21 protein-coding genes are annotated in these 21,357 nt (G+C 67.3%); 10 read left to right on the top strand and 11 right to left on the bottom strand.

Annotated elements, in window-relative coordinates; all coding sequences use genetic code 11:
• Positions 1 to 58 precede the first annotated feature (58 nt).
• The gene (locus tag VMT65_RS07790; protein WP_326307271.1) at positions 59 to 1,525 is read right to left on the bottom strand and encodes a glyceraldehyde-3-phosphate dehydrogenase; all 1,467 of its coding nucleotides are present in this window, start codon (positions 1,523 to 1,525) and stop codon (positions 59 to 61) included.
• 114 nt (positions 1,526 to 1,639) lie between these two features.
• Positions 1,640 to 2,251: a GNAT family N-acetyltransferase gene (locus VMT65_RS07785; protein ID WP_326307270.1), complete on the bottom strand. Its 612-nt coding sequence runs from the start codon at positions 2,249 to 2,251 to the stop codon at positions 1,640 to 1,642.
• An 80-nt stretch (positions 2,252 to 2,331) separates the two neighbouring features.
• On the opposite strand from VMT65_RS07785, the gene VMT65_RS07780 reads away from it, so the two are divergent.
• Entirely contained in the window at positions 2,332 to 3,432 is a 1,101-nt protein-coding gene (locus VMT65_RS07780) for a GAF domain-containing protein (protein WP_326307269.1), read from the top strand.
• A gap of 342 nt (positions 3,433 to 3,774) precedes the next feature.
• Here the strand turns inward: VMT65_RS07780 and VMT65_RS07775 are convergent, their stop codons facing one another.
• Both VMT65_RS07775 and VMT65_RS07770 read right to left on the bottom strand, forming a co-directional pair.
• Positions 3,775 to 5,466: an alkaline phosphatase family protein gene (locus tag VMT65_RS07775; RefSeq protein ID WP_326307268.1), complete on the bottom strand. Its 1,692-nt coding sequence runs from the start codon at positions 5,464 to 5,466 to the stop codon at positions 3,775 to 3,777.
• 228 nt (positions 5,467 to 5,694) lie between these two features.
• Positions 5,695 to 5,961, bottom strand: a complete 267-nt coding sequence (locus VMT65_RS07770) for a hypothetical protein (RefSeq protein WP_326307267.1) — start codon at positions 5,959 to 5,961, stop codon at positions 5,695 to 5,697.
• A 265-nt stretch (positions 5,962 to 6,226) separates the two neighbouring features.
• Here VMT65_RS07770 and VMT65_RS07765 point away from each other — a divergent pair, with 265 nt between their 5' ends.
• Both VMT65_RS07765 and VMT65_RS07760 read left to right on the top strand, forming a co-directional pair.
• Positions 6,227 to 6,874 carry a hypothetical protein gene (locus VMT65_RS07765; protein ID WP_326307266.1) on the top strand — a complete coding sequence of 216 codons (648 nt, stop codon included), beginning with the start codon at positions 6,227 to 6,229 and terminating at the stop codon, positions 6,872 to 6,874.
• A 129-nt stretch (positions 6,875 to 7,003) separates the two neighbouring features.
• Positions 7,004 to 8,179: a serine hydrolase domain-containing protein gene (locus VMT65_RS07760; RefSeq protein WP_326307265.1), complete on the top strand. Its 1,176-nt coding sequence runs from the start codon at positions 7,004 to 7,006 to the stop codon at positions 8,177 to 8,179.
• Positions 8,180 to 8,182: 3 nt separating this feature from the next.
• Here VMT65_RS07760 and VMT65_RS07755 read toward each other — a convergent pair whose 3' ends face one another.
• Together VMT65_RS07755 and VMT65_RS07750 are read right to left on the bottom strand one after the other, a co-directional pair.
• Positions 8,183 to 9,382, bottom strand: a complete 1,200-nt coding sequence (locus tag VMT65_RS07755; protein WP_326307264.1) for a lipid-transfer protein — start codon at positions 9,380 to 9,382, stop codon at positions 8,183 to 8,185.
• Positions 9,375 to 9,821 (bottom strand): Zn-ribbon domain-containing OB-fold protein, encoded by a 447-nt coding sequence (locus VMT65_RS07750; RefSeq protein WP_442790186.1) that lies wholly within the window; start codon positions 9,819 to 9,821, stop codon positions 9,375 to 9,377. The genes VMT65_RS07755 and VMT65_RS07750 overlap by 8 nt, the downstream gene beginning before the upstream one ends.
• An 82-nt stretch (positions 9,822 to 9,903) precedes the next feature.
• Here VMT65_RS07750 and VMT65_RS07745 point away from each other — a divergent pair, with 82 nt between their 5' ends.
• Complete coding sequence (locus VMT65_RS07745; RefSeq protein ID WP_326307263.1) at positions 9,904 to 10,662, top strand: hypothetical protein; 759 nt, start codon at positions 9,904 to 9,906, stop codon at positions 10,660 to 10,662.
• Here VMT65_RS07745 and VMT65_RS07740 read toward each other — a convergent pair.
• The 3 genes from VMT65_RS07740 to VMT65_RS07730 form a co-directional block, all read right to left on the bottom strand.
• Positions 10,659 to 11,282 (bottom strand): cytochrome b, encoded by a 624-nt coding sequence (locus tag VMT65_RS07740; RefSeq protein ID WP_326307262.1) that lies wholly within the window; start codon positions 11,280 to 11,282, stop codon positions 10,659 to 10,661. The two genes, VMT65_RS07745 and VMT65_RS07740, sit on opposite strands and share 4 nt — an antisense overlap.
• Positions 11,279 to 12,346, bottom strand: a complete 1,068-nt coding sequence (locus VMT65_RS07735; protein ID WP_326307261.1) for a catalase family peroxidase — start codon at positions 12,344 to 12,346, stop codon at positions 11,279 to 11,281. The genes VMT65_RS07740 and VMT65_RS07735 overlap by 4 nt, the downstream gene beginning before the upstream one ends.
• A 201-nt stretch (positions 12,347 to 12,547) precedes the next feature.
• Complete coding sequence (locus VMT65_RS07730; RefSeq protein WP_326307260.1) at positions 12,548 to 14,389, bottom strand: pyruvate kinase; 1,842 nt, start codon at positions 14,387 to 14,389, stop codon at positions 12,548 to 12,550.
• 510 nt (positions 14,390 to 14,899) lie between these two features.
• Between VMT65_RS07730 and VMT65_RS07725 the strand changes: the two genes are divergently transcribed.
• Positions 14,900 to 15,403 carry a flavodoxin domain-containing protein gene (locus VMT65_RS07725; RefSeq protein ID WP_326307259.1) on the top strand — a complete coding sequence of 168 codons (504 nt, stop codon included), beginning with the start codon at positions 14,900 to 14,902 and terminating at the stop codon, positions 15,401 to 15,403.
• A 13-nt stretch (positions 15,404 to 15,416) separates the two neighbouring features.
• On the opposite strand, the gene VMT65_RS07720 is transcribed toward VMT65_RS07725, so the two are convergent.
• Positions 15,417 to 16,775: a wax ester/triacylglycerol synthase domain-containing protein gene (locus VMT65_RS07720; protein WP_326307258.1), complete on the bottom strand. Its 1,359-nt coding sequence runs from the start codon at positions 16,773 to 16,775 to the stop codon at positions 15,417 to 15,419.
• Between the two features lie 243 nt (positions 16,776 to 17,018).
• On the opposite strand from VMT65_RS07720, the gene VMT65_RS07715 reads away from it, so the two are divergent.
• Positions 17,019 to 17,327, top strand: a complete 309-nt coding sequence (locus tag VMT65_RS07715; RefSeq protein WP_326307257.1) for an amphi-Trp domain-containing protein — start codon at positions 17,019 to 17,021, stop codon at positions 17,325 to 17,327.
• A 124-nt stretch (positions 17,328 to 17,451) separates the two neighbouring features.
• Complete coding sequence (locus tag VMT65_RS07710; RefSeq protein WP_326307256.1) at positions 17,452 to 18,387, top strand: NAD(P)-dependent alcohol dehydrogenase; 936 nt, start codon at positions 17,452 to 17,454, stop codon at positions 18,385 to 18,387.
• A 35-nt stretch (positions 18,388 to 18,422) separates the two neighbouring features.
• Here the strand turns inward: VMT65_RS07710 and VMT65_RS07705 are convergent, their stop codons facing one another.
• Positions 18,423 to 18,647, bottom strand: a complete 225-nt coding sequence (locus VMT65_RS07705) for a hypothetical protein (protein ID WP_326307255.1) — start codon at positions 18,645 to 18,647, stop codon at positions 18,423 to 18,425.
• Positions 18,648 to 19,171: 524 nt separating this feature from the next.
• Here VMT65_RS07705 and VMT65_RS07700 point away from each other — a divergent pair.
• The 3 genes from VMT65_RS07700 to VMT65_RS07690 all read left to right on the top strand — a co-directional run bounded on the left by VMT65_RS07700 (position 19,172) and on the right by VMT65_RS07690 (position 21,315).
• Positions 19,172 to 19,957: a class I SAM-dependent methyltransferase gene (locus VMT65_RS07700; RefSeq protein WP_326307254.1), complete on the top strand. Its 786-nt coding sequence runs from the start codon at positions 19,172 to 19,174 to the stop codon at positions 19,955 to 19,957.
• An 85-nt stretch (positions 19,958 to 20,042) separates the two neighbouring features.
• On the top strand, positions 20,043 to 20,696 hold the full coding sequence (locus VMT65_RS07695) for a TMEM175 family protein (RefSeq protein WP_326307253.1): 654 nt from the start codon (positions 20,043 to 20,045) through the stop codon (positions 20,694 to 20,696).
• A gap of 70 nt (positions 20,697 to 20,766) precedes the next feature.
• The gene (locus tag VMT65_RS07690) at positions 20,767 to 21,315 is read left to right on the top strand and encodes a hypothetical protein (RefSeq protein WP_326307252.1); all 549 of its coding nucleotides are present in this window, start codon (positions 20,767 to 20,769) and stop codon (positions 21,313 to 21,315) included.
• The last annotated feature ends 42 nt before the right edge of the window (positions 21,316 to 21,357 follow it).

Genomic DNA, 21,357 nt, shown 5'->3' with positions numbered 1-21,357 from the left:
GCGATCGGGCCCCGGCGGATGATCCCGCCGGGGCCCGATTCGTCTGTGCCGCTGGGGATTACCCGGCCGCCACCGGTACGAGCACATCCTCGCCCAGCTGCGGGTAGGTCGGATACTCGATGCCGGAGATGTACTGCACCGTCCGCACCACCTGGCACGAGTAGCCGAATTCGTTGTCGTACCACAGGTACAGAATCGCGGTGTCCCCGTCGACAATGGTCGCGTTGGCATCCACGATGGACGCCGCGCGCGAGCCGATGAAGTCACTGGACACCACATCGGTGGCCGCGGTGAAGTCGAGATTGCGGCTCAGCGGGCCCGACAGCGACACCCCGCGCAGGTACTCGAGCACCTCCTCGCGGGTGGTCTCGCGCCGCAGCTGCAGATTCAGGATCGCGACCGAAACATCCGGCGTGGGAACGCGAATCGAGCTGCCGGTGATCTTGGCCGCGAAGTCCGGCATGGCCTTCTTCACCGCGGACTGCGCGCCGGTTTCGGTCAACACCAGGTTGAACGGCGCGGACCGGCCGCGCCGATCGGACCTGTGGTAGTTGTCCAGCAGGTTCTGGTCATTGGTGAACGAGTGCACGGTCTCGACATGCCCACGCACGATGCCGAATTCGTCGTCCATCGCCTTGAGCGGCGGCACGATCGCATTGGTCGTGCACGAGGCGCAGGAGTAGATGCGCGCGGACAGATCCTGATCCCGGTGATTGACGCCGTGCACGATATTCGGCACATCGCCCTTGCCGGGCGCGGTGAGCACGACCTTGGCGATGCCCGGTCGCAGGTGCTGCTCGAGGCCCGCGCGGTCGCGCCACTTGCCGGTGTTGTCGATCAGGATCGCGTCGTTGATCCCGTACTCGGTGTAGTCGACCTCCGAAGGGTCGTTGCTGTAGATGAACCGAATCGCATTGCCATTGGCGATGATCGTGGAGTTCTCGGCGTCGACCTTGATGGTGCCGTTGAACTTCCCGTGCACCGAGTCCCGCCGCAGCAGCGAGGCCCGCTTGACCAGATCCTCCTCGCCGCCCTTGCGCACCACGACGGCCCGCAGGTTCAGGCCGTTGCCGGAGCCGACCTTCTCGATGAGCAGTCGCGCCACCAGGCGGCCGATGCGGCCGAAGCCGTAGAGCACCACATCGCGGGGTCCCTGCGCCTGCGCCTTGTTGCCGTCGATGATGTCGGCCAGCACGTCGGCGGTGAACTCCGGCACCGAGAGCCCGCGCTCGTCGGCGCGGTAGGCCATGACCAGGCGACCCAGATCGATCTTGCTCGGGCCCAGGTCCAGCGCGCTGAGCACCTCGAGGAACGGCAGCGTCTCGTCGACCGACAGTTCCTCCCCCTCGATCTGCCGCGCGAACCGGTGGGTCCGCAGAATGCTGATCACCGACTTGTTCACCAGTGACCGGCTGTGCAGCAGAATCGTCACCCCCTTGTCGCGATAGAGCTTTCCGATGATCGGAATCATCGCCTCCGCCGCAGCCTCGTGAGCGTTCCAGCGGTCCAGGTGATCGGTATTCAACACATGTCCTCGGGGTTTCCGGTCGATCCGTACGAGAATCGATGCTAACCAGCGCGGCTTTATCACAAACCCCGGCTCCCCGCAGGTGAGATCCAGATCGCTCCCGGCGCGGTCTCAGGGGAACGACGGGTCACGCCACATGGACCACATGGTGGACCGGGCGCCGAGCGGAAGCTGGAACTCACCGGTGACCGAGAACCCGTAGCGCTCGTAGTACGCGACATTCTCGTATCTCGTGCAGACCAGGTACTGGCCCCGGGTCGGCGCGGTGTCGGCGCGGTCGGCCAGCAGCGCCGCCGCGTAGCCCCGGCCGCGATGGCTCGACAGCGTCCCGAGATTGGCCAGATACCAGTGCGCGGGTTCGCGCGGATGCCATTGGTCGAGCGTGCGGCGGACCGTGATGGCCGCCGGAACCCGGGTCCGCAGCGCGGGAAGCAGATCCGGCAGGGCGCGCAGGGTCTGTCCCAGGGGCTGATCCCATGCCCCCGGCGGATCCCACACGGCCACAGCGCAAATCCGGTCATCGCGATCGGTCGCGATCTGCACACCGCCCGCGGGCAGGTGGAAATGCCGCAGCGAGGCGGCGAAATACGCCGGGAGCGCGGCATGCCGCCGGGCCGGATCGGGCCAGATGGCGGCCATCAGCGGATCGTCGGCAAAGGCTTGCGCGAGCACCTCGGCACTCGCGCGCAGATCGGCCACCGTGGCTTCGCGGGTAGTGTGCACCGAAGGAATCTAACGAAAAACCTTGCGGCGGTTCCATGGTCGCGATCACAGGACCGCCGTGAGCTGCGATGGGGGCGCCGGTGGCAAAGCAGGGATGGACGCTGGTCGAGACGCTCGGGCCGGACGGGCCCAGTGTCATAGCGCGGGAACATGAACCGCGGGCGCGCACCTCGTTCGATCGGACCGTGACCGATCTGGTCGGCGCGGGCAAGGCGCCGGGGGCCGAGGCCGCCCGCCGGGTGCGCGTGCTGCTCGCGGAGCTGCGCGAGCGGCCCGGCCCGCGCAGCGCGTCGATCTCGCTGCGGTCGGGCCAGCACCTCACCGCCCGCATGCTGCCGGTGATCGGCCCGGACGCGACGCTGCACGGGGTACACCTGTGGCTGAGCCCGACGCCCGCGCCGCCGTCGGCCACTCCATTGTCGGCGTTCGGATTCGGCTGGGATGCCCGGCAGCGGATCGCGGAGATCCCGCCCGCGCTGGCCGCGGGGACACCGCGCACCCGACTGACCGCGCCGGAGGTGTTCCGCTTCCTGGAACCGAGCCCGGCCGACGCGCTCTCGCTGTTCGAAACCCTGCTCTCGCAACGGCCCGGCGCGCACTGGGACGGCGACGTGGTGGTGGCCGCGCACGGTAGGCAGGTCCCGGCCCGGCTGGTGATGACGGCCGGGCCCACCGCCGAGGACGCGCACCGATGGCGCGGAATGCTGTTCGAAACCCCAGGCGCGGAAGGGATTCGGACCGACAGCCTGGAGGCGGCCGCACTGGCGGCGATCCCCCGCATGACCTCGGTCCACCTGGCCGTGTTCGATGTCGCGAAGATGCGGATGCTGCGCTGGATCACCGATCCCATGACCGATGTCCAGTGGAAGGGACAGGTCGACCAGCGGGACACGCCGCATCCCGACGATGTGAAGCGGATCTTCGCCGCCGCGGAGGGCATCTTCACCGGCCGCGTGGAGGTCTCGACCGTGCCGGGAATCCGATTGCGGCGCAAGGGCGGCGGCTGGGTCGTCGTGGACTGCACCGGATCGCTCATGCGGACCCCGCCGGGGTCCCCGCAGCTGCTGCTCGTGCAGTTCCACGTGACCGGTTATTCCCATGAGCCCGACCCCGTCGAGCCCTCTGATCTCGGCCATCCCGGACTCGACGATCCCCGGTATCCGCGCTATCCGTTGAAGTGAGACCCACCGCGCCGCAGCCCCTTCTGTGCCTCGGACAGCCCCTTCTGTGTCTCCGACAGCACTGCTAAGCTGTGGCCACCTTTCCCGGTACCGGTCCGTGACCGGACGCCGGATGCGCTCGAACCGCCCTGCGCGGGAACGGGTTCCCTTCGCATACGCATCCGCGGGTACCGACGATCGACCAATCCCCTGTCCCACCCGCCGCGGGGGGCTCGGTGAGATGCGCGCACAACGAAGGGGGTTGTGCGCGCATCTCAGCGAGCCCGACGCCCCGACAGGCCCTCGCGCCCACCGGGATTCGGTGAAACGGCCCGCCGGATGCCACCGGCGGGCCGTCGATGCTCAACCGAGGTTCGGCAACTCCCGCACGCCGTGCGCCTTGGCGGCGTCCAGCTTCTGCGGGTTCTCGCCCAGCAGCTTCAGGATGGTCGGCGCGATCTGCGTGGTCTGCACGGACTCGTTCACCACCGCCTTCTTGGCGCCGGGTCCGAAGACGATCAGCGGCACATCGCGGTCGGCGGGGTTCGCGCCACCGTGCTCGGCGATCTTGCCCTTGCCACCGGTGTACACGGTGCCGACCTGTGCGACGCCGACCAGGTCGGGGTGGCGCGGGTCATTGGCCGGGGCGCCCAGATACGACGCCGCGTCCGCGCCCGCGTGCACATCGGTCAGGCCGGACTTGGTGTACGCCTTGGGATTTCCATTGATGTCGTTGCCGGTGCCGTTATTGGCCAGCAGCCACTGCTTGGCGAAGTCGGCGGCGGCCTGCGAGCGGTCGTTGAGCCACAGCAGCATGGCGTCGTCGTCCACGCTGAAGGCGACCAGGTCCTGGGTGGCGTTGGGGTTCTTGGCCTTCCACGCGGCATTGAGCGCCTTGATGATCGGGCCGTCGTCGATGCGGGTCAGATCGCCCGGCTTGGTGGGCGACTGGCCGTGTTTGGCGGAGACGATGACCGTGGTGGACTTGTCCGCACCCTTGGCCTTCAGCTCGGCGAGCATCCTGGCCAGCTGGCCGTCGACATAGTCCAGCGCACCGGACAGCAGCGGTCCGGGGGTCACGCCGTCGGCCTGGTAGCCACCGGTCCGGCCGTCGGAGGTCGGCAGCTTCTGGGCTACCGAGACGGACTGGAAGTTCATGCCGAAGATGGACGGCTCACCGACCTGCTTGGCGCCCGAGTGGTCCTTGCCATCGATCTCGTTGAGGACGGCCTGCACCTTGTAGCCGTCGTACTGCTGGGTGTACTTGTCGTCCTTGGTCCAGTCCTTGCCCGCGACCGGGGAATCGGAGTTGATCTCCGGGGTGAACAGGTCGTCGATGGCCTTGCCGGACTTGCCATCCAGAATCGAATAGGCCGGGTGCTTGTCCGACCAGGCGGTCAGCTTGCCCGCGTCGTGCAGGACGTCGAAGACCGAATTGACCTGCAGATACTGGTGGGGATAGACCGGCTTGCAGGTGGCGGGGTCCACGGGCATGGCCGCCGGGTTCAGCACCGTCTTCGGGTCGCCGGTCATGCCCAGGATGCTGTCGGGCAGGCCCGCCAGGCCCTGCCCCGCGTCGAGCGAGTTCTGGTTCTTGTCCATCGCCTCGATCATCGCGACCTCGGCGCCCTTCGGGGTGTGCGCGCAGTCGGTGGTACCCGCGGGCAGCAGGTCGTGATTGAAGGTGTCGTCGTAGTAGACGCCCGACTGTCCGGCCGTCGCGCCGGTGAACTGGGCGACCATGCCCGGGAACGAGTCCGACGGGTTCGTGGTCTGCGCGTGCGTGTACTGGTCGCCATTGTTCGCCAGCGCCGCCAACGCGGAATTGGGGTGCTGTCCGACATACCACGCCAGATCGGCCTGATGCATGCCGTCGACCGAGATCAGCAGCACATGCCGGTCGCCGCGCTTGCCCTGGTCATTGTCGTTCTGGCCCTGACCGTTCTGGCCCTGACCGTTGTCGTTGCCCGGGGCGGCCGCGGCGATACCGGTAGCGGTACACGCCAGCGTCAGCACGCCGACCACGGCGGCCAGCCGAATGTTCTTGCGGGACACGAATCCTCCTCATCGCGCGACGCAATGCTCTTGCGTCGCGGCGTTATTGCTAACGCGCCCGCATGGCCGATCACGGGCCGGTGATGGAATAACCGGCGAATAACGAAGGCCGGTGGGTGAATCGAGTTTTCGAATGGAAAACTTCCCGGTGGAACCGTAATTCTCCGGGCGCACCGAAAGCGGCCGCCGCGCGAATTTCTCGCTACGGCGACCGCTCGGCAATCGAGACTAGTGCGACGACAGGCCGCTGAGAATCTCGCCGATGGCCCCGCCGGCCCATCCGCCGCCGAAGGCGCTGCCGAGCACGACCGCGGCGCTCCCGGCGTCCACGGATCCGGCGCCCACGGCGTGTCCCAGGTCGGCGGCGGAACCCGGGGAGATATCGACATCGGCCAGCGGCGCGTTGGTGAGCGGAATCCCGTCTGCCGCGGCCGTTCCGAAGCTCGCGCCGAACAGCGCGCAGGCGGCCGCACCCACAAGAATGGTTCGTTTCATAAATCAGTCCTCTAATCATGCGCCGAAGCGGGTGCCCCCACTCCGCGCGCCAGAGCATATGAAACATCTCTTATTCAGATGGCCGTTTTGGACCGTTTGGTTTCCCGTCGCGCCGAATCTCACACCCGCCGCGATTCCTCATAGCCGCGGGGACCGGCCTGCGAGCCCACTCACAATCCTGTTGTGCCCCAGCGCCCGCCGACGATGGTGAGGGCGACACGCAAGACAGGTGGGGGGCACGCAAGGCTCAGAAAGGCAGATACGCATGGCAGGTCGGCATCGCGCAGCACGCAACCGCGGCAAGCTCCTCCGCGGACTCCCGGTAGCGGTGGCCCTCCCCGCCGCATTCGGCCTCACCGCCTCCGGCACCGCCACGGCCGCCGTCGCCCACTCCGCTCCGGCCACCATTGACGCCCCGGTCTCAGCCGACACCGCGATCCCCGCACCGGCCCCGCAGAGTTTCACCCCCGCGTCGGCCACCACCGCCCCGGAGATCGACCCCGCCGAATCCCTTGCGGCCACGACCATCCCGGCCACGCAGGCAACCCCGGTGGCCCCCACGACCTCCGCGGCGGACTCGGTTCCCGCGCTCGATATCAATCCGGCTTCGGTGCCGGAGGCGGACCCGGTCGCCTACGCGGCCCCGATCGCCAGCCCAATGGAAAACGCCACCTATATCGGCTCCGTCGCGGGTCAAATCATCGGCGGCGTAACGGGAGCCGTGCTGGGCGGCACCGCGGGTGGGGCGCTGGCCACCGCGCTCACCGCCGGAGCGGCCGCGCCCGTCGGCCTGATCGGCGGCGGGATTCTGGGCGGTGTGGCGGGCACCTATATCGGCTACTACGCCGGTTCCTTCGCCGGCACCTGGGTAGCCGAGCAAGCACCGCAGCTGATCCCGAACGTCCTACCCTGAGGCGACCGGCGGCATAGGCGTCCCGGTCGGGCCGCTACCGGCCCGGCGACAGGTGTCGAATATCGTGCAGGGCGAAGGGGTTTCGCCTCGACGGCGTGCCCGTGGAAGCTCGGCAAGGAGGCTGGAGGCGTGGCGGAGGGATTTGTCGAGCGCGGGTTCGAGGAGGTCCGGGACGGCTTCGCCCGGGCGCAGGCCGAGGATCCGGGTGCGGCGCAGCTGTGCGTGTATCGGCGGGGGCGCGTCGTGGTCGATCTGTGGACCGGGCAGGACCCCGAGTCCGGGAAGGCCTGGGACGCAGAGTCTCTCACCGTCCTGATGTCGGTCTCGAAGGGTATGACCGCGACCTGCGTGCACCTGCTGGTCGATCGCGGCCAGCTCGACCTCGAGGCCCCGGTCCGCGAGTACTGGCCGGAGTTCGCGGCGGCCGGCAAGACCGAGATCACGGTCGCCGACCTGCTGTCGCATCGGGGCGGACTGTCCAGCTTCGACGCCGAATCCGCCATCGGCGCACAGGAATTGACCGATTGGTCGAGGTGCGTCTCCGCCCTCGCGGCCATGACGCCGCTGTGGCAGCCGGGTACCGCGTTCTACTATCACTCGCTCACCTGGGGTTATCTGGCGGGCGAGCTCATTCGCCGGGTGTCGGGCAAGAGCGTCGGGGAGTTCCTGGCCGCGGAGATCTCCGAGCCGCTCGGGCTGAGCCTGTGGATCGGGCTGCCCGAGGACCAGGAGCACCGTGTGGTTCCGCAGTTCACCCGTCGGCATATGCCGGGCGTCGCCGATGTGGCGGCGGCGCTGACCGGTATGGGCGTCGACCTGAACGACCGGCTGGTCCGGGCGACCCTCGCCACGCTCGCGGCACGGGACGAGGGGCTCACGCTGTTGAACTCCCGGGCCGGGCACGAGGCGGAGGTTCCGTCCGGCAATGGCATCGGGAACGCGCGCTCCCTGGCCCGGATGTTCGCCGCGACCATCGGCGAGATCGACGGCATCCGGCTGCTCACCCCAGAAGCGCTCGACCGCGCCCGCCGACCGCAAACCGAGGGGCTCGAGCATCCGGTGCCGCTGAACCTCATGCCCAGAACCAACCACTTCGCCCACGGCTACGAACTCACCCGCCCCGCACAACTGCTCGGGGCGGGCGCCTTCGGGCAGGTCGGCAATGGCGGTCGAATCGCCATGGCTCACCCCGAATCCGGCGTCGCGGTCGGCTATACCTGCACCAATATGATCGGCGACGACACCGGCGGACCCGATCCACGCTGGCTGCCATGGACCGATGCGCTGCGCGCCGCGCTCGCCTGAGTCTCAGCGAGTGGCGATGATCGCCGATCCGTGGCCGAACAGGCCCTGGTTGACCGCGATGCCCGCGCGGGCGTTCTCGACCTGGCGGCCGTCGGCCTGGCCGCGCAGCTGCCAGGTGAGCTCGCAGACCTGGGCGATGGCCTGCGCGGGGATCGCCTCGCCGAAGCAGGCGAGGCCGCCACTCGGGTTGACCGGTATCCGACCGCCCAAAGTCGTTGCGCCGCTGCGGAGCAGCGATTCGGCCGCGCCGGTCTCGCACAGGCCGATGTCCTCGTACCAGTCCAGCTCCAGGGCGGTGGACAGGTCGTAGACCTCCGCGAAGGACAGGTCGTCCGGGCCGATTCCGGCCTCCTCGTAGGCGGCGTGCGCGATGGCGGAACGGAAGGCGCGCGAGGGCGGTTCGACCGCCACGGCGGAATCCGTCGCGAAATCCGGAAGGTCGAGAACGGTTTTCGGGAAGGTCGGGGTGACCGTCGAGAGCGCGCTGATGCGCACCGGGTCGGCGATGCCGTGACGACGGGCGTAATCCATCGATGTCAGCACCAGGGCCGCGCCGCCGTCGCTGGTCGCGCAAATATCCAGCAGGCGTAGCGGATCCGAGACGACGGCCGAGGCGGCGATCTCCTCGGCCGAGACCTCCTTGCGGTACCGGGCGTTCGGGTTGTTGAGGCCGTGGCGGGCGTTCTTCACCTTGACCGCGGCGAAATCGTCGAGCGTGGCGCCGTGCAGCGCCATGCGGCGGCGAGCGTACAGGGCGAAGTAGATCGGGTTGGTCGCGCCGAGCAGGTGGAAGCGCAGCCAGTCCGGGTCGTCCCGGCGTTCGCCACCGACCGGTTGGAAGAATCCCTTCGGGGTGGTGTCCGCGCCGATCACCAGCGCGACCTCGGTCAGCCCGGCCAGGATCTGGGCGCGGGCGTTCGCGATGGCCTGCGCGCCCGAGGCGCACGCGGCGTAACTGCTCGAGATCCGCGCACCCGACCAGCCCAGGGCCTGAGCGAAGGTCGCGCCCGCGACGAATCCGGGATAGCCGTTGCGGATGGTGTCCGCACCCGCGATGTATCCGACATCGAGGTGGCTCACCCCGGCGTCGGCCAGCGCCGCGCGCGCCGCGACCAGACCGTATTCGACGAAATTGCGTCCCCACTTGCCCCACGGGTGCATGCCCGCGCCGAGGACGGCGATATCGCGATTCGTCTCAGTCATTGACCGGCCTCCACATCCACACCGTGTGCTCGGCTTCCTCGTCCTCGTAGAGCGTTCCGAGGGTCAACTCCACCGGCATGCCGACGGCCAGGTCGTCCACGGTGAGCCCGCGCACCACCTGTCCGAGAATCACCATCTGCTCGACCTCGAGCTCCACGGCCGCAACCACGTACGGCTCGAAGGGGTCGGCCGAGACGTACGGCGCGGGCGGCTTGTAGCGGGCATCCGCGTACGACCAGATGCGGCCGCGCGTGGAGAACAGGTATTCGGCGAGCTCGGAGCCATCCTTGGGCCCGGCGCACCGCGGATTCCGGCAGGCCAGGTCATTGCGCGGGAAATACGGTGTGCCGCAAACCTCGCAGCGGCTGCCCTCGAGCCGCACCACTCCGTCGTCCGCAGTGAACCAGTCCGCGATGGCGGGGCGTTGTTCTTTCTGCACAGCCCCGACGGTATAGGAACACGTTCTATTTTGGGAGTGAAATCCGCTCCGCCGTTTCGCCCCCGGCGGTACGGTGAGAGCGATGGGCACCAAAGCCATTGACCCGCAGTCGATCCGCAACGTCACGATCATCGGCGATCCCGACGAGACGTCGCGGCTGGTGCACCGGGTTTACCGCCACGTCGGCGGGCCCGCGGACACGGTGCGCTGGGCGACCGACCGCATCGAGCACACCATCCGGATCGCCACCTTGCCGATCCACGCACCCCTCGCCCAGCTCGAGCGTTCGATCCGCGTGGCAGACAGCCTCATCGCGGTCGCCCACGCCGCCGCTCCCGGCCCTCGTCTCGAAACCATCCTGCGAGTGGCCGACGATCACCAGGTCGCCCGCCTGTGCCTGGTGACCGCCCTCGACCGCCCCGCCGCCGACTTCCCTCGCTGCGTCCGCACCATCGCCGACATTCGCGGCGCGACCCCCGTCACGGTCCACGTTCCGCTCGGCACCGGCCCCGAATTCGCGGGCGGCCTCGACCTGATCGCCACCTGGGACGTCGCGCCGCTGGCCGCCGAGATTCACGGCATCGGCTGGGAGACCGCCGAAGCGTGGTACCGCGGTCTCGCGAAAGCCGTACTACCCCAACCTCCCGGCGTCTCGCTTCGGTCGATCCCCGTCGAGCAGCTGCATCACCGCATTCGGTCGCTCACCCGAATCGGGGAGATCGTTCCCATCCTGTGCAGCACGGCCCCTACCGCCGACGACATCCCCTCGATATTGGACGCCATCACCCGCTATCTCCCCTCCCCGATGGATGTCTGCCAACCCGAGCACGCGCTCGACTAGAGCATTCGGCGCAGCAGGCCGTCCCGCAGGGCGACGGCGTGCCAGAGCACGGCGCACATGTGGGCGGTGAACAACGCCAGCAGCAGGTAGGCCAGCCACGTATGCGCAAGGTGCAGTCCGGCATACAGGTGCGCGTTCTCGGGGACGAGGGCGGGCAGCAGTATGCCGTTCGCCACCCGGACCGGCATGCCCGATGCCGACACCAGCGCCCAGCCGAGCAGCGGCTGCACGATGAACAGCACATACAGCGTCAGCTCCGAGGCCACGGCGGCCACGCGCTCACCTCGCCGTAGGCCCGCGCCCGGCAGGGGGCCACGGCGCAACAGTCGATTGGCCACTCGTATCGCGGCCAGGAGCAGGATCGCGAGGCCGACGGTGCGATGGATGCTCAGCAGCACACCGTAATTGCCGATCGTTCCGATCATGGCGGCACCGAGGAACAGCATGGCGACGATCAGGACCGCCATCAGCCAGTGCAGCACCCGCGCCAACCGATTGTAAGAGACCTCCTTCGACGGCTCTTTCGAATCATCCTGGGACACTGTGTAATCCGGCGGCATGTCGGCCCGTTCCGTGGGTAGCGGCTCGGCGGCGACGAATTCGTCGAGAGACTCGCTCATGCCAGTTCCTCCGCCCGCAGCGGCTGCCGGGCGGCCGACTCTCCGGCACGACGGCGGTAGGACTCGGCATACGCGGCCGAACGAGCCTGCAGCACCGGATCATCGGAGGCGGCCAGACCCTTCGGGAGCACCAGCGGATCGAAGTTCACGTCCCGCACATTGGCGGCGGTCTCGGTGGCGATGGCTGTCACCACGACGGTGCCCAGCTGGATGCGACGCCGGTCGGCAGGCCACGCCACGGTCGGATCATCGGTCGGATCGACACCTCGAATACCCACCACGGCAATCAGTTTCCATCGCACCGGCCCACGGCGAACATCGCGAGCCAGACTCGCGAAAAGCTGGTTGTCCCCGGATGCGGTCGTGGCATCGGTGGTTTCGGGTTCCAACCGCCACCGCACCGGCGTCCTGTGCCCATTCGCGTCGACGCATTCGAAGGCGTTGAGACCGTGGAAGGTCGAGGTGGCGAAACTCGCGGCGGGTGGGTTCTGTTCGATAATACCCAGGGCCGCAGCCGTTTTCGGGTGCGCGGAAAGATAGTCGCGCACCCGGGCGGGATCCGGCTTTCCGGTCGACGGGTCCGGCGCGTAGGCGGCGGTGCGATCGTGAAAGTCCTGGGCCGAGGCATCGGTGAACACGGGAATGTTCAGCAGCGCCAACCGCCACTCCTCCCCGGCGGGCAAGGCGATACGCAGCCCGAAGCCACGGCGGGCGGCGGCAGCGTCGGGCGCGAAGGGCTTGCCCCCGGCCAGGGAGAACCGACCGCTGAGCCGATAGGTCCCGGGCCGGAACACCGAAGCACCCGACAGTTCCGTTCCCGCCCCGCTGCTTTCGAACCACCCCGTCACCGCCACACCCTTGGCATGATTCCGCCGATACCCCGGCACGAACCCATTCGCCGCCTGCAACCCGTCCACAATGCGTCGCGCGGTCAGCCGAACCGGACCAACCCCGTTCTCGGCGAACAGGAATCCCCCGACGCTGACCGCGCCCGCCCCCGCGACCAAAGCCGCCCCCAACACCGCCCGCCGACTCGGCCGTAGCGGACCACTCTCTGCACCCATACATGTCTCCTCGCATCGATTCCTCGAAACGAGACCCACGATGCCCCGCACCGCCCCACACACCGAACCGACACCGCACCCACAGCGACCAGTTCACACTTCGGTAAGAATTCCGCTACGCCCCAACGACTTCGGTCGAGGCGGCCCACATCGCCGCGCCGCCTGCGCCCGCGACTCGACCGGGCCCGCAGGAATCGTCGGCTATGGCGCGGGTTCGAGGGGCCAGGAATGTAGTTGTCGCAGCAGGGCATTCTTCTTGTAGTGATGCTCTGTCATGCGGTGCAGGATGTCGTCGAGGACTTCGACCGCGGCGTCGATGTAGGGGCCCTTGTTGAGCATCACGCATTCGGCTCGCTCGCCCATTGCCGCGTCGCTGATCTCGGCCCGGGAGGGCAGACCGCTGGTCGCGAGTTGATCGAGCACTTGTGTTGCCCAGATGACCGGCAGGTGCGCTGCTTCGCACAGCCACAGGATCTCTTCCTGCAACTCGGCCAACCTTTGGTAGCCGGCTTCGACCGCGAGGTCGCCTCGGGCGATCATCACGCCGGCCCGTGGTCGGCGCATCGCGGTCAACAGCAGTTCCGGCAGGTGCTCGAACGCTCGACGCGTCTCTATCTTGAGCACCACACCCAGGTGCTCAGCACCACGGCGGGCCAACTCCTCATGCAACGCCACGACATCGGAGGGGTCCTGCACGAACGACATCTCCACGAGGTCGGCCACCTCGACGACCGTGGCGAGGTCGGCGAGGTCCTTGACGGTCAATGCCGATATCGGCAGCCGGGTGTCGGGCAGGTTGATGCCCTTGGCGGCACGCAGTTTCGAGCCGCTCGCCGCAGCGTGGTCGATACGCACTCGTAGTTCATCGCGGGTGACCGCCACGATCCGCCCACCGATGCGGCCGTCGTCGAAAAGGATCGCTTCGCCGACGCGCGCACAGTCGAAGACCTCCGGCAGGGTGCACCCGATCCGAGGGCCGTTCTCGGCGTCGACCGGTACGGGCGAACAATCACGGGTCACCGTCAGGGTCTCGCCGCGCTGCAGACGCAGGCTCTGCGCACGCTCGGGTAGGAGCCCCAGCTCGGTGGGGTCGTCGATGGGTTCGACGTGCAGGACGAGACCGCTGACCAGGTACGTGGTCTTGTCGGTGATCGCGATCATGCCCGCGGGATCGCTGTCGCGGCGACGCAACTCCATCCGACGTTTCGCCCCGCGGCTGTCGACGAAGGCGAGCATCTCTCCGTCGCGACGGCGGGCCAGCCACTCGCCGGGCACCGGCAGGGTCGGCACTCCCGGCGTGGGGGCGGGAACCGGGTGTTCGGCCGCGGTCAGCCAGGCCCGCGCCGGTGCGAGCACTCGCCCCAGATCGTCTCGGGAAGGACGCAGCTTCAGGCTGCGAGCCCCGGCCTGAATCGGACCGGTGCGCAGCTTCGGACCGGCGAGATCCATTGCGACCAAGCAGGTTCGGCCGAGGGCGGCGCTGGCGTTCCGCACGTGTGCGGCCATGGCCCGCCACGCATCAGGGTCGTCGTGAGCGCAGTTGATACGCGCGAGATTCATGCCACGCGCGACCAAGCCGTGAACCAGTTGAGGCTCGGTCGCCGCCGACGACGGCAGCGTCACCATGATCCGTGCCACGCGTGTCTCCGGCGGCGGTCCCAACAGGGTGATGGAGCGCTGCCGCAAGAGCGCGCGGCCCTCGTCGGCGCGCACCGCGACATTGTCGGGCTCCCGCCAGGTACCGTCCAGCAGCGCGACGACCGCCGCACGCACCTGCAGCAGGGCCGCCTGGACATGAGACTCGCTGCGACCCAGCGACGACAGCCCGAACGCGGCGAGCCGCACCTGCAGTCGACGCAGATCGCACTGCCGAATCGCCCAGTAGTGCACGAGATTTCGGGCGCTGCCGTGATACTCGGTGACGACCGCCGACAGCCATTGCGACCATGCGTGTTCCGCGGCATCGAGGCGGTCGAGTAGTTCGTTCAATTGGCCGAGCAGCCATCTCAGCTCTCGACACGGTGCATCACGTTCTGCGGCCACGGCATCGATCCTCGGTGAGTGCGGGTGAATGCCGACCGCGCGGATCCGGGCCGACTGTCGTGGAACTCGATTGGTTGTGCCACAACAGGATCGGATACCGACAAGGACACGGCCAGGGCACTTGGTCCCGACATGTGGCCGGTCGCCCGCGACCGCGAAGGTCGGATCGATGGGTGACGACGGCGATGCCCTTCGGGGTGTCGACAGCTGACTTTCGGCCCCTGTGCGGAGCAGGTGCGTTCAGCGATCTTGGATCTGGCGGCGCCAGCGTGGTCGCTGCCCCCCACGAAATGTTCGTGCACCCAGGAGAACCGCATGAGCGACACCACCCAGACCACCGCGCGCCGCGTCCGGAACTCGGTCATTTGGCCCGATCCCAGCCCACTGGACCCCTGGTGGCACAGCGTCATGTACCCGGAAGGCAGTCCGGCTCAGTCGGGACCTTCGGCACTGGGCGCCGGCAGCGGCCGGTAGTGGGATGGGAGATGCCCGATCCTCCAGGAGGCAGTCATGACCCGAGATCCTGTTCTCGTCGCCTACGGTTCCACACGCGGCGGCACCGCCGAGATCGCCGAGTGGATCGGTGAATCATTGCGGGCGGCTCACATTCCCGCGGACGTACGGGCGGCTCGGGAAGTGCGCTCGCTGGATGGGTTCGGTGCCGTCGTGCTTGGTGGGGCGCTCTACACCGGGCGATGGCATCGGGATGCGCGGCGCTTCGCCCGGCGATTCTCACGGCAATTGCGTGAACGGCCCGTCTGGGTATTCGCCAGCGGACCGCTCGATGCCTCGACCGACGACGGGTCGGACGGAAACGCGTTCGGCGCCAAGTCGGTACACAAGTACGCGGCTCGACTCGGGGCCCTCGACACCGCGCTGTTCGGCGGACGGCTCGAACGCACGGCCCGCGGTTTCCCGGCCTCCGCCATGGCCAAGAAGAGCGCCGGGGATTTCCGCGATCGCTCCCGAATCGAGGCCTGGGCCAAGGAAATCTCGGCCCGGGTCGGGCAATGACCTGCGGCGGTGTTCACTGTTCGCGTGCACCCGCGTCGATGGCGGTGACCGCGCGGAAGCCCGCGGCCAGGCAGTCGGTCAACTGGGCCGGATCGGGTATCGCCGCCGTGTCGGAGTTGATTCCGATATAGCAGGTGTCGACGTGCGAGATCAGGGTGATGTTGAAGGCGGTGCCGGTGGTGGGGCCGAAGGGGTAGATCCGCTCGACCTTCGCGCCCGCGAGGTAGAGCGCGACCGGGGATCCCGGGACATCGGAGGCGATGAAGTCGACATGTTTGAACATGCCGGTGAGCAGGCCGACCGGCATCCTGTTGAAGGTCGCCGCGACGGCGTTCGACAGCGGGATCGCCGGTTCGTGCCGCCAGCGCTCCACGGTGACGTCCAGGGCCCGCATGAGCTCGACGGCGGCCGTGATGTCGACGGGAACGGCGAAGCGCGCCAACGTGATCCGGTTGCCACCGAGGGGATCGGTGTCCCGCCGCAGGCTGATCGGCATCGCCACGCGCAGGTGTTCGACCTGCCGTCCGTGGCCGCTGTGGTAGCGCCGCAGGCCGATCAGCACCGCGGCCAGGAAGGCGTCGTTGACCGTACAGCCCGCCAGGTGCGCGCCGCGCCGCAGCGACGCCAACGGCACATCGAGCACCGTCAGTTGCCGCCCCAGGCTGCGTTCGACCATCAGCGGTGACAGTGTCGAAGTGATCGGGCGCGCCAGCCGGATCAGGGATTCTGCCATCGCCGCACCGTCCCGGATCGCGCCGACAGGGCTGGTGACAACGTGGCGGGCCAGCGACGGTATCGCCGCCATCCCCGCACGCACCAGGTTCGCGCCCACCGACCAATTCCACGCGACGATATCGCCGAGCACGCCGCCGCCCGAGCGCACCGGGTCGCCAACCTGCCCGTGGTCCGTCCCATCGCGGGTGAAATCGAGTATCTCCCTGGCGATTTCAATGCCGCCGACACCATCGGTGAGGCTGTGGTGCACCTTCAAGACCAGCGCGCTCCCACCCCCGTCCAGGCCACCGAGCACGGTGAACCGCCACAGCGGCCGGGCCGGATCGAACGCGGACATTACCTCGGTGCGCGCGAACTCGACCACCGCGGACAGGTCCGCGGGACTCGGCAGGGCGAGATGCCGGACATGCCAGCCCAGGTCGAAATCGGGATCGAGGGTCCAGCGGGGCGGCGTGAGGCCCCAGGGTGCCGCGACCAGCCGATGCCGGAACCTCGGCACCGCTCGCGTACCGCGATCGATCGTGCGCAGCAAACGATCCCAGTCCGGCTCGGCATCGAGCACCAGCACCGTCACGATGGTCGAACGCAGACTCGGATCCTGCTCCATGCTCCACGTGAACAGGTCCGACTGTGTCATATGCGAGTCTCGTGCACCCATCGCCGATACCATCCGTCCGCAGGCGATTTCACCTCTCTCACTGTGGCCGCTCCGCGCCCGTGATCGGCAGGGGCGAAGGTCACCCGACCGCGGACCGAGCGCCCCGGCGACCGGACATCCCCCCATCGGGTGCTGCCGGATCCGGCGGCGGGGACCTCCGGGCCGGTGGCACAGGCACTTGGTCCCTAGAGCCGACGACTCGGGTGCGGTGTGCTTCTGGACATGAGCCATCACAAGATCTACGAAGCACACCGCACTCTCGACCGCGTCGAACTCGCCAACCAATTGCGCACCCTCGCCGACGAACTCGACTCCGGCGGCGTGATCACCTACGGCAGCGGCAGCACGGCCGGAACCCTGGACCTGCCCGAGAAGCTGCGCGGCACACTGAAGATCACCCACGCGGCGCACGGTGACAGCGTCAAAATCAGTGCCCGCCTGGCCTTCCCGGACATCGAGACCACCGATGCGGCGGAGTCGGAGCCATCCGACACCGACGAAGATTGGGAAACCGACGACCCGTACGCCTGACACCGACAGGTGGAACGCGGTGAGGTCTTTCCGCAGGACCAATAGCCCTGTCGGCGCACGTCAGCACATTGGATCCTCACGAGATGAGCAGTAAGAAGACTTGCGCGAACCCCGGATGTGGACGATGAGGGCCGTGGTGTGCACCCGGTACGGTCCCCCCGAGGTGCTCGAACTCGCCGACATCGCCAAGCCGAACCCCTCCGACCACGAAGTTCGAATCAAGGTCCACGCCACGGCGGTGACGTCCAGCGACTGCCTCGTCCGCAGCTTTCACTTGCCATGGACGATGTGGATTCCGGCACGCTTCGCACTGGGCCTGACCAAGCCGCGCCATCGGGTGCCGGGCATGGTGGTGGCCGGTGAGATCGACGCGGTCGGTCCCGCGGTGACCTCGTTCGCGGTGGGGGACAAGGTCTTCGGGCTCGATCGATTCGGTTTCGGCGCGTACGCCGAGTACAAGTGCATGCCACAGGACGGCGTCCTGGCGCGCAAACCGGCGAACCTCGATTACGCCCAGGCCGCCGCCATTCCCTACGGCGGACTGCTGGCCCTGCACTTCCTGCGCAAGGGCGGGTTGAGCTTCCGCCACAAAATACTGGTGTACGGCGCTTCCGGTGCGGTCGGCAGCTCGGCGGTGCAACTGGCCGAGCATTTCGGAGCCGATGTCACCGCCGTGTGCGGACCGCAGCATCTGGAGCTGGTCAAATCACTCGGCGCGAACTCCGTGATCGACTACACCACAACAGATTTCACCGTGCAAGGCACCAGATACGACGTCATCCTCGTCGCCGTGGGAAACCGGGTCCATCCCCCGACCGCACACGAGTGCCGACGAGCCCTCACCCCACACGGGGCCTACGTGGCAGTCGACCAGGGCCACCCCTACCTCCCCGCCGCAGATCTGACACTCCTCCGCCAATTGGCCGAAGAACGCCACCTCGAACCCGTCATCGACCGCTGCTACCCCCTCGACCACATCGTCGAAGCACACGAATACGTCGAACAAGGCCACAAGGCAGGAAATGTCATCGTCACGATGACGGCCGACGCGGCGGAATGACCGCCCGCCCCAGCTTGCACCGACCTCCGATTACGCTACGGCACAACGACTTCGGTCGAGGCGGGCAGATTCGGCCGATCGGTACGCAGGGTGAGTTGGACGCGTCCGGCACCGGTCTCCGCGAGGATGACGGCGGGCGTCGAGCGCTGCCCGGCCGGAACGAAGCGGCTCACGCTGCCCGCCTGCCCGGTGTCCAGATTGCGCCAATCGACGACCGCCGTGACATCGCAGGCCAGCAGCTGTGGTCCCCACTCACCCACCGGCGAAAACCCTTGCGTAACACGCAAAACCACCGAATGCGTCGCACCCGGAGCCTCAGAATATTGGTAGAGCGGCCCGTCGAACGCAGTCCCACCCGCCGACAACAAAGCCGGGCACACACCATTCCCCAATGTCAGCACCGGACTCAAATTGAAGTCCGCCTTCGCACACGTCCGCGGCCCCACATTCGACCACCCCAGCTGGCAAGGCTCGCCCCCATCCGCCGAAGCCGGACCGGCGAGTGCCACACCCGCACCGATCACCAATGCCGCGGTCGTACCGAAAACCATGCGCTTCATACCCTCACACCCCTCATCCCCGACCCTCATCAACAAAAACAGCGATTCCGATCGTAGGGTCGAGCCGACCGAGCCGTGGACGGCGCGCGGGAGGTGAATCAGGTTGTGAGAAACGCTATACCGCGGTGCGGCAGCGACTCGGGTTCGACACCCATGTGCGGTCGGCAAGAATGGCGTTGATGACGTGGCTTCGGTAATCGGCGATACGACAGCGAGGAGCGGGCGTGCTGGGTGACGAGCGTGTGTCCAGTGCCTATGCACAGAACGCGGAATTCTGGATCGGCATCATCCGCGACCGTATCGACCCGTATCAAACCCAGCTCACCGATCCCGCGCTGCTGGAGATGATCGGCGACTGCACCGGCCTGCGGATCCTCGACGCCGGATGCGGCGAGGGGTATCTGGCCCGCGAACTCGTCCGACGCGGAGCGGCGCACGTGCACGGTGTGGACACCTGCGAGCAGTTCATCGCCGCAGCCCGGTCCCATCCAGACTTCCGGCCCGACACTACGACTTTCCACCACGCCGACGTCGCGGCGATGCCGGTTGCGGATCACACCGTTGACCTCGTCGTGGCCAACCGACTCCCCAACGGCATCACAGACCCAGCCCGCCGCTTCACCGAATTCGCCCGCGTGCTGGCCCCTTCCGGACGACTGATCCTGCTCGGAATGCACCCCTGCTTCTACGCCGCTCGGGCCGAGCGAACCCCCACCACGCATACCACCGAGTTGTCCATGGACACCTACTTCGGCGTCCGATCCGTCGAACAGAACTTCAATGTCGCCGACCGAGTCTCCCCCGCCCCGTCGGTGCAACATTTCTTCTCCCTCGAGGCGTACATCCGCATGATCACCGCAGCGGGTTTCGCCATCACCGACCTTCGAGAGCCGCATCCCACCCCCGAGCAGCGGCGGGAAAACCCGTGGTGGGACGCGAATTTCGTTCGCCCGCTGTTCCTTCTCCTGGAATGTCGACCATGGCCGAACCAGCCCGGTCTCAGTAGGTGAGTCAGCCCCCGCGCCGGTCGCCTAGTGGATGGCATCCGGCGTGGCTGAACTCGCACAACGTAGTCGGTCTTTTAAAGTCCAGACCATGACCGACGCGTCGACCGAGGACGTCCCCGCTCGGCCGCTGAGCGCTTCTCGGGTGGAAGCGTTCAGCGATGGCATCATGGCCATCGCCATCACCCTGCTGGTAATCGATATCCGACTGCCAGAGGAGCGCGGCGACCTGCTGAAGCAATTGCTGGGCCTTTGGCCGAGTTACCTTGCCTACCTGGGATCCTTCGCCACCATAGGCGTGGTCTGGCTGACCCACCACAGCTTCTTCGCCGGCATCCGGCAAGTGAACGGCCAACTCCAGGTCGGAAACCTGCTGCTCCTGTTCTGCGTGGCCTTCCTACCTTTCCCCACCACGGTATTGGCACACCACCTCGAAGATGGTGGCCGCAATGCCGGTATCGCCACCGCCTTCTATTTCCTCACCGCCGCAGTTCAGGCCGTCGCATGGATCATCATGTGGACCGCAGTGCGCCGAGACCCATCACTCCTGAAGCACGACTGTCCACCCCGCACCTCCCAAACCGAGACCCGCCAAGCAGCCATCGCATGCATAGCCCTCACCGCCATCGCCGCCCTAGGCCTACTCCAACCAATCGCAGCCCTAACCCTCTACTTCGCCGCAGTAGCGACCTACACCTTCACAGGCACCGCATGGCCCCACCGATCCCACCCCCAAACCCCCTGACCTTCCATCCGACACTTCGACGAAGGCTGCTACAAACAAAGACGTCCAAACTCTGGCATGGAGTTTTCGGATGACCGATCGCACAACTGATTTTCAGCCACCGATCCCGTTCATCCCATTGTTCGGACAGTCCTGGTACGAGCGAGGTCTCGGGTACTGGACAAAGCGCGCTCTGATTTCGATCGCTCTCGGACTCCTGCTACTGTTGTCAATTGTCTTCATCTGGGCCGTTGTAGCAACGATCATCGATAAAGCAAATTTGTGGCCTCGAATTGCGCTGCTGCTGCTCGTGTCCGCAGGCATCTCATGGAGTCACTACATTGGCTTCAAACAGGTTCGAGCACGTCGTGTCAGCCAAACGTCGAACCCTGCTGCCAGATCACCAGGACTCATAACCGGTGCCGCCGCATACGGCGGGTCGGGCATAGCCGGAGCTCTCATTCTCATCGGCCAGATTTTTGTAGTCGGATGGGTCACCGCAAATTTCGTTTACTCGCTTCGACGCTACGTGAGCCCCTTCGAGGTTCGCGCGGTTCAGGAGATGCGGGAATGGTACACACAACACCCAGAATTGCCAAACAGCCAACGCCCCAAGCAATTTCGACAGCGCCCAGAATGAATCCCACCACGCCGTATCACTCGAACGCTCGGCAGCGTGTGT

The organism is Nocardia sp. CDC153, assembly GCF_035818515.1.
GTDB lineage: Bacteria > Actinomycetota > Actinomycetes > Mycobacteriales > Mycobacteriaceae > Nocardia.
The sequence above is the reverse complement of the archived record's forward strand: the minus strand, read 5'-3'. Positions and strand labels throughout refer to the sequence as shown.

What these genes read in the sequence shown, in the direction of transcription:
- VMT65_RS07770 (WP_326307267.1), bottom strand. Translation starts at nt 5,961, where the DNA reads ATGAAACGAACCATTCTTGTGGGTGCGGCCGCCTGCGCGCTGTTCGGC.
- VMT65_RS07765 (WP_326307266.1), top strand. Translation starts at nt 6,227, where the DNA reads ATGGCAGGTCGGCATCGCGCAGCACGCAACCGCGGCAAGCTCCTCCGC.
- VMT65_RS07755 (WP_326307264.1), bottom strand. Translation starts at nt 9,382, where the DNA reads ATGACTGAGACGAATCGCGATATCGCCGTCCTCGGCGCGGGCATGCAC.
- VMT65_RS07745 (WP_326307263.1), top strand. Translation starts at nt 9,904, where the DNA reads ATGGGCACCAAAGCCATTGACCCGCAGTCGATCCGCAACGTCACGATC.
- VMT65_RS07740 (WP_326307262.1), bottom strand. Translation starts at nt 11,282, where the DNA reads ATGAGCGAGTCTCTCGACGAATTCGTCGCCGCCGAGCCGCTACCCACG.
- VMT65_RS07735 (WP_326307261.1), bottom strand. Translation starts at nt 12,346, where the DNA reads ATGGGTGCAGAGAGTGGTCCGCTACGGCCGAGTCGGCGGGCGGTGTTG.
- VMT65_RS07725 (WP_326307259.1), top strand. Translation starts at nt 14,900, where the DNA reads ATGACCCGAGATCCTGTTCTCGTCGCCTACGGTTCCACACGCGGCGGC.
- VMT65_RS07720 (WP_326307258.1), bottom strand. Translation starts at nt 16,775, where the DNA reads ATGACACAGTCGGACCTGTTCACGTGGAGCATGGAGCAGGATCCGAGT.
- VMT65_RS07715 (WP_326307257.1), top strand. Translation starts at nt 17,019, where the DNA reads ATGAGCCATCACAAGATCTACGAAGCACACCGCACTCTCGACCGCGTC.
- VMT65_RS07710 (WP_326307256.1), top strand. Translation starts at nt 17,452, where the DNA reads ATGAGGGCCGTGGTGTGCACCCGGTACGGTCCCCCCGAGGTGCTCGAA.
- VMT65_RS07695 (WP_326307253.1), top strand. Translation starts at nt 20,043, where the DNA reads ATGACCGACGCGTCGACCGAGGACGTCCCCGCTCGGCCGCTGAGCGCT.
- VMT65_RS07690 (WP_326307252.1), top strand. Translation starts at nt 20,767, where the DNA reads ATGACCGATCGCACAACTGATTTTCAGCCACCGATCCCGTTCATCCCA.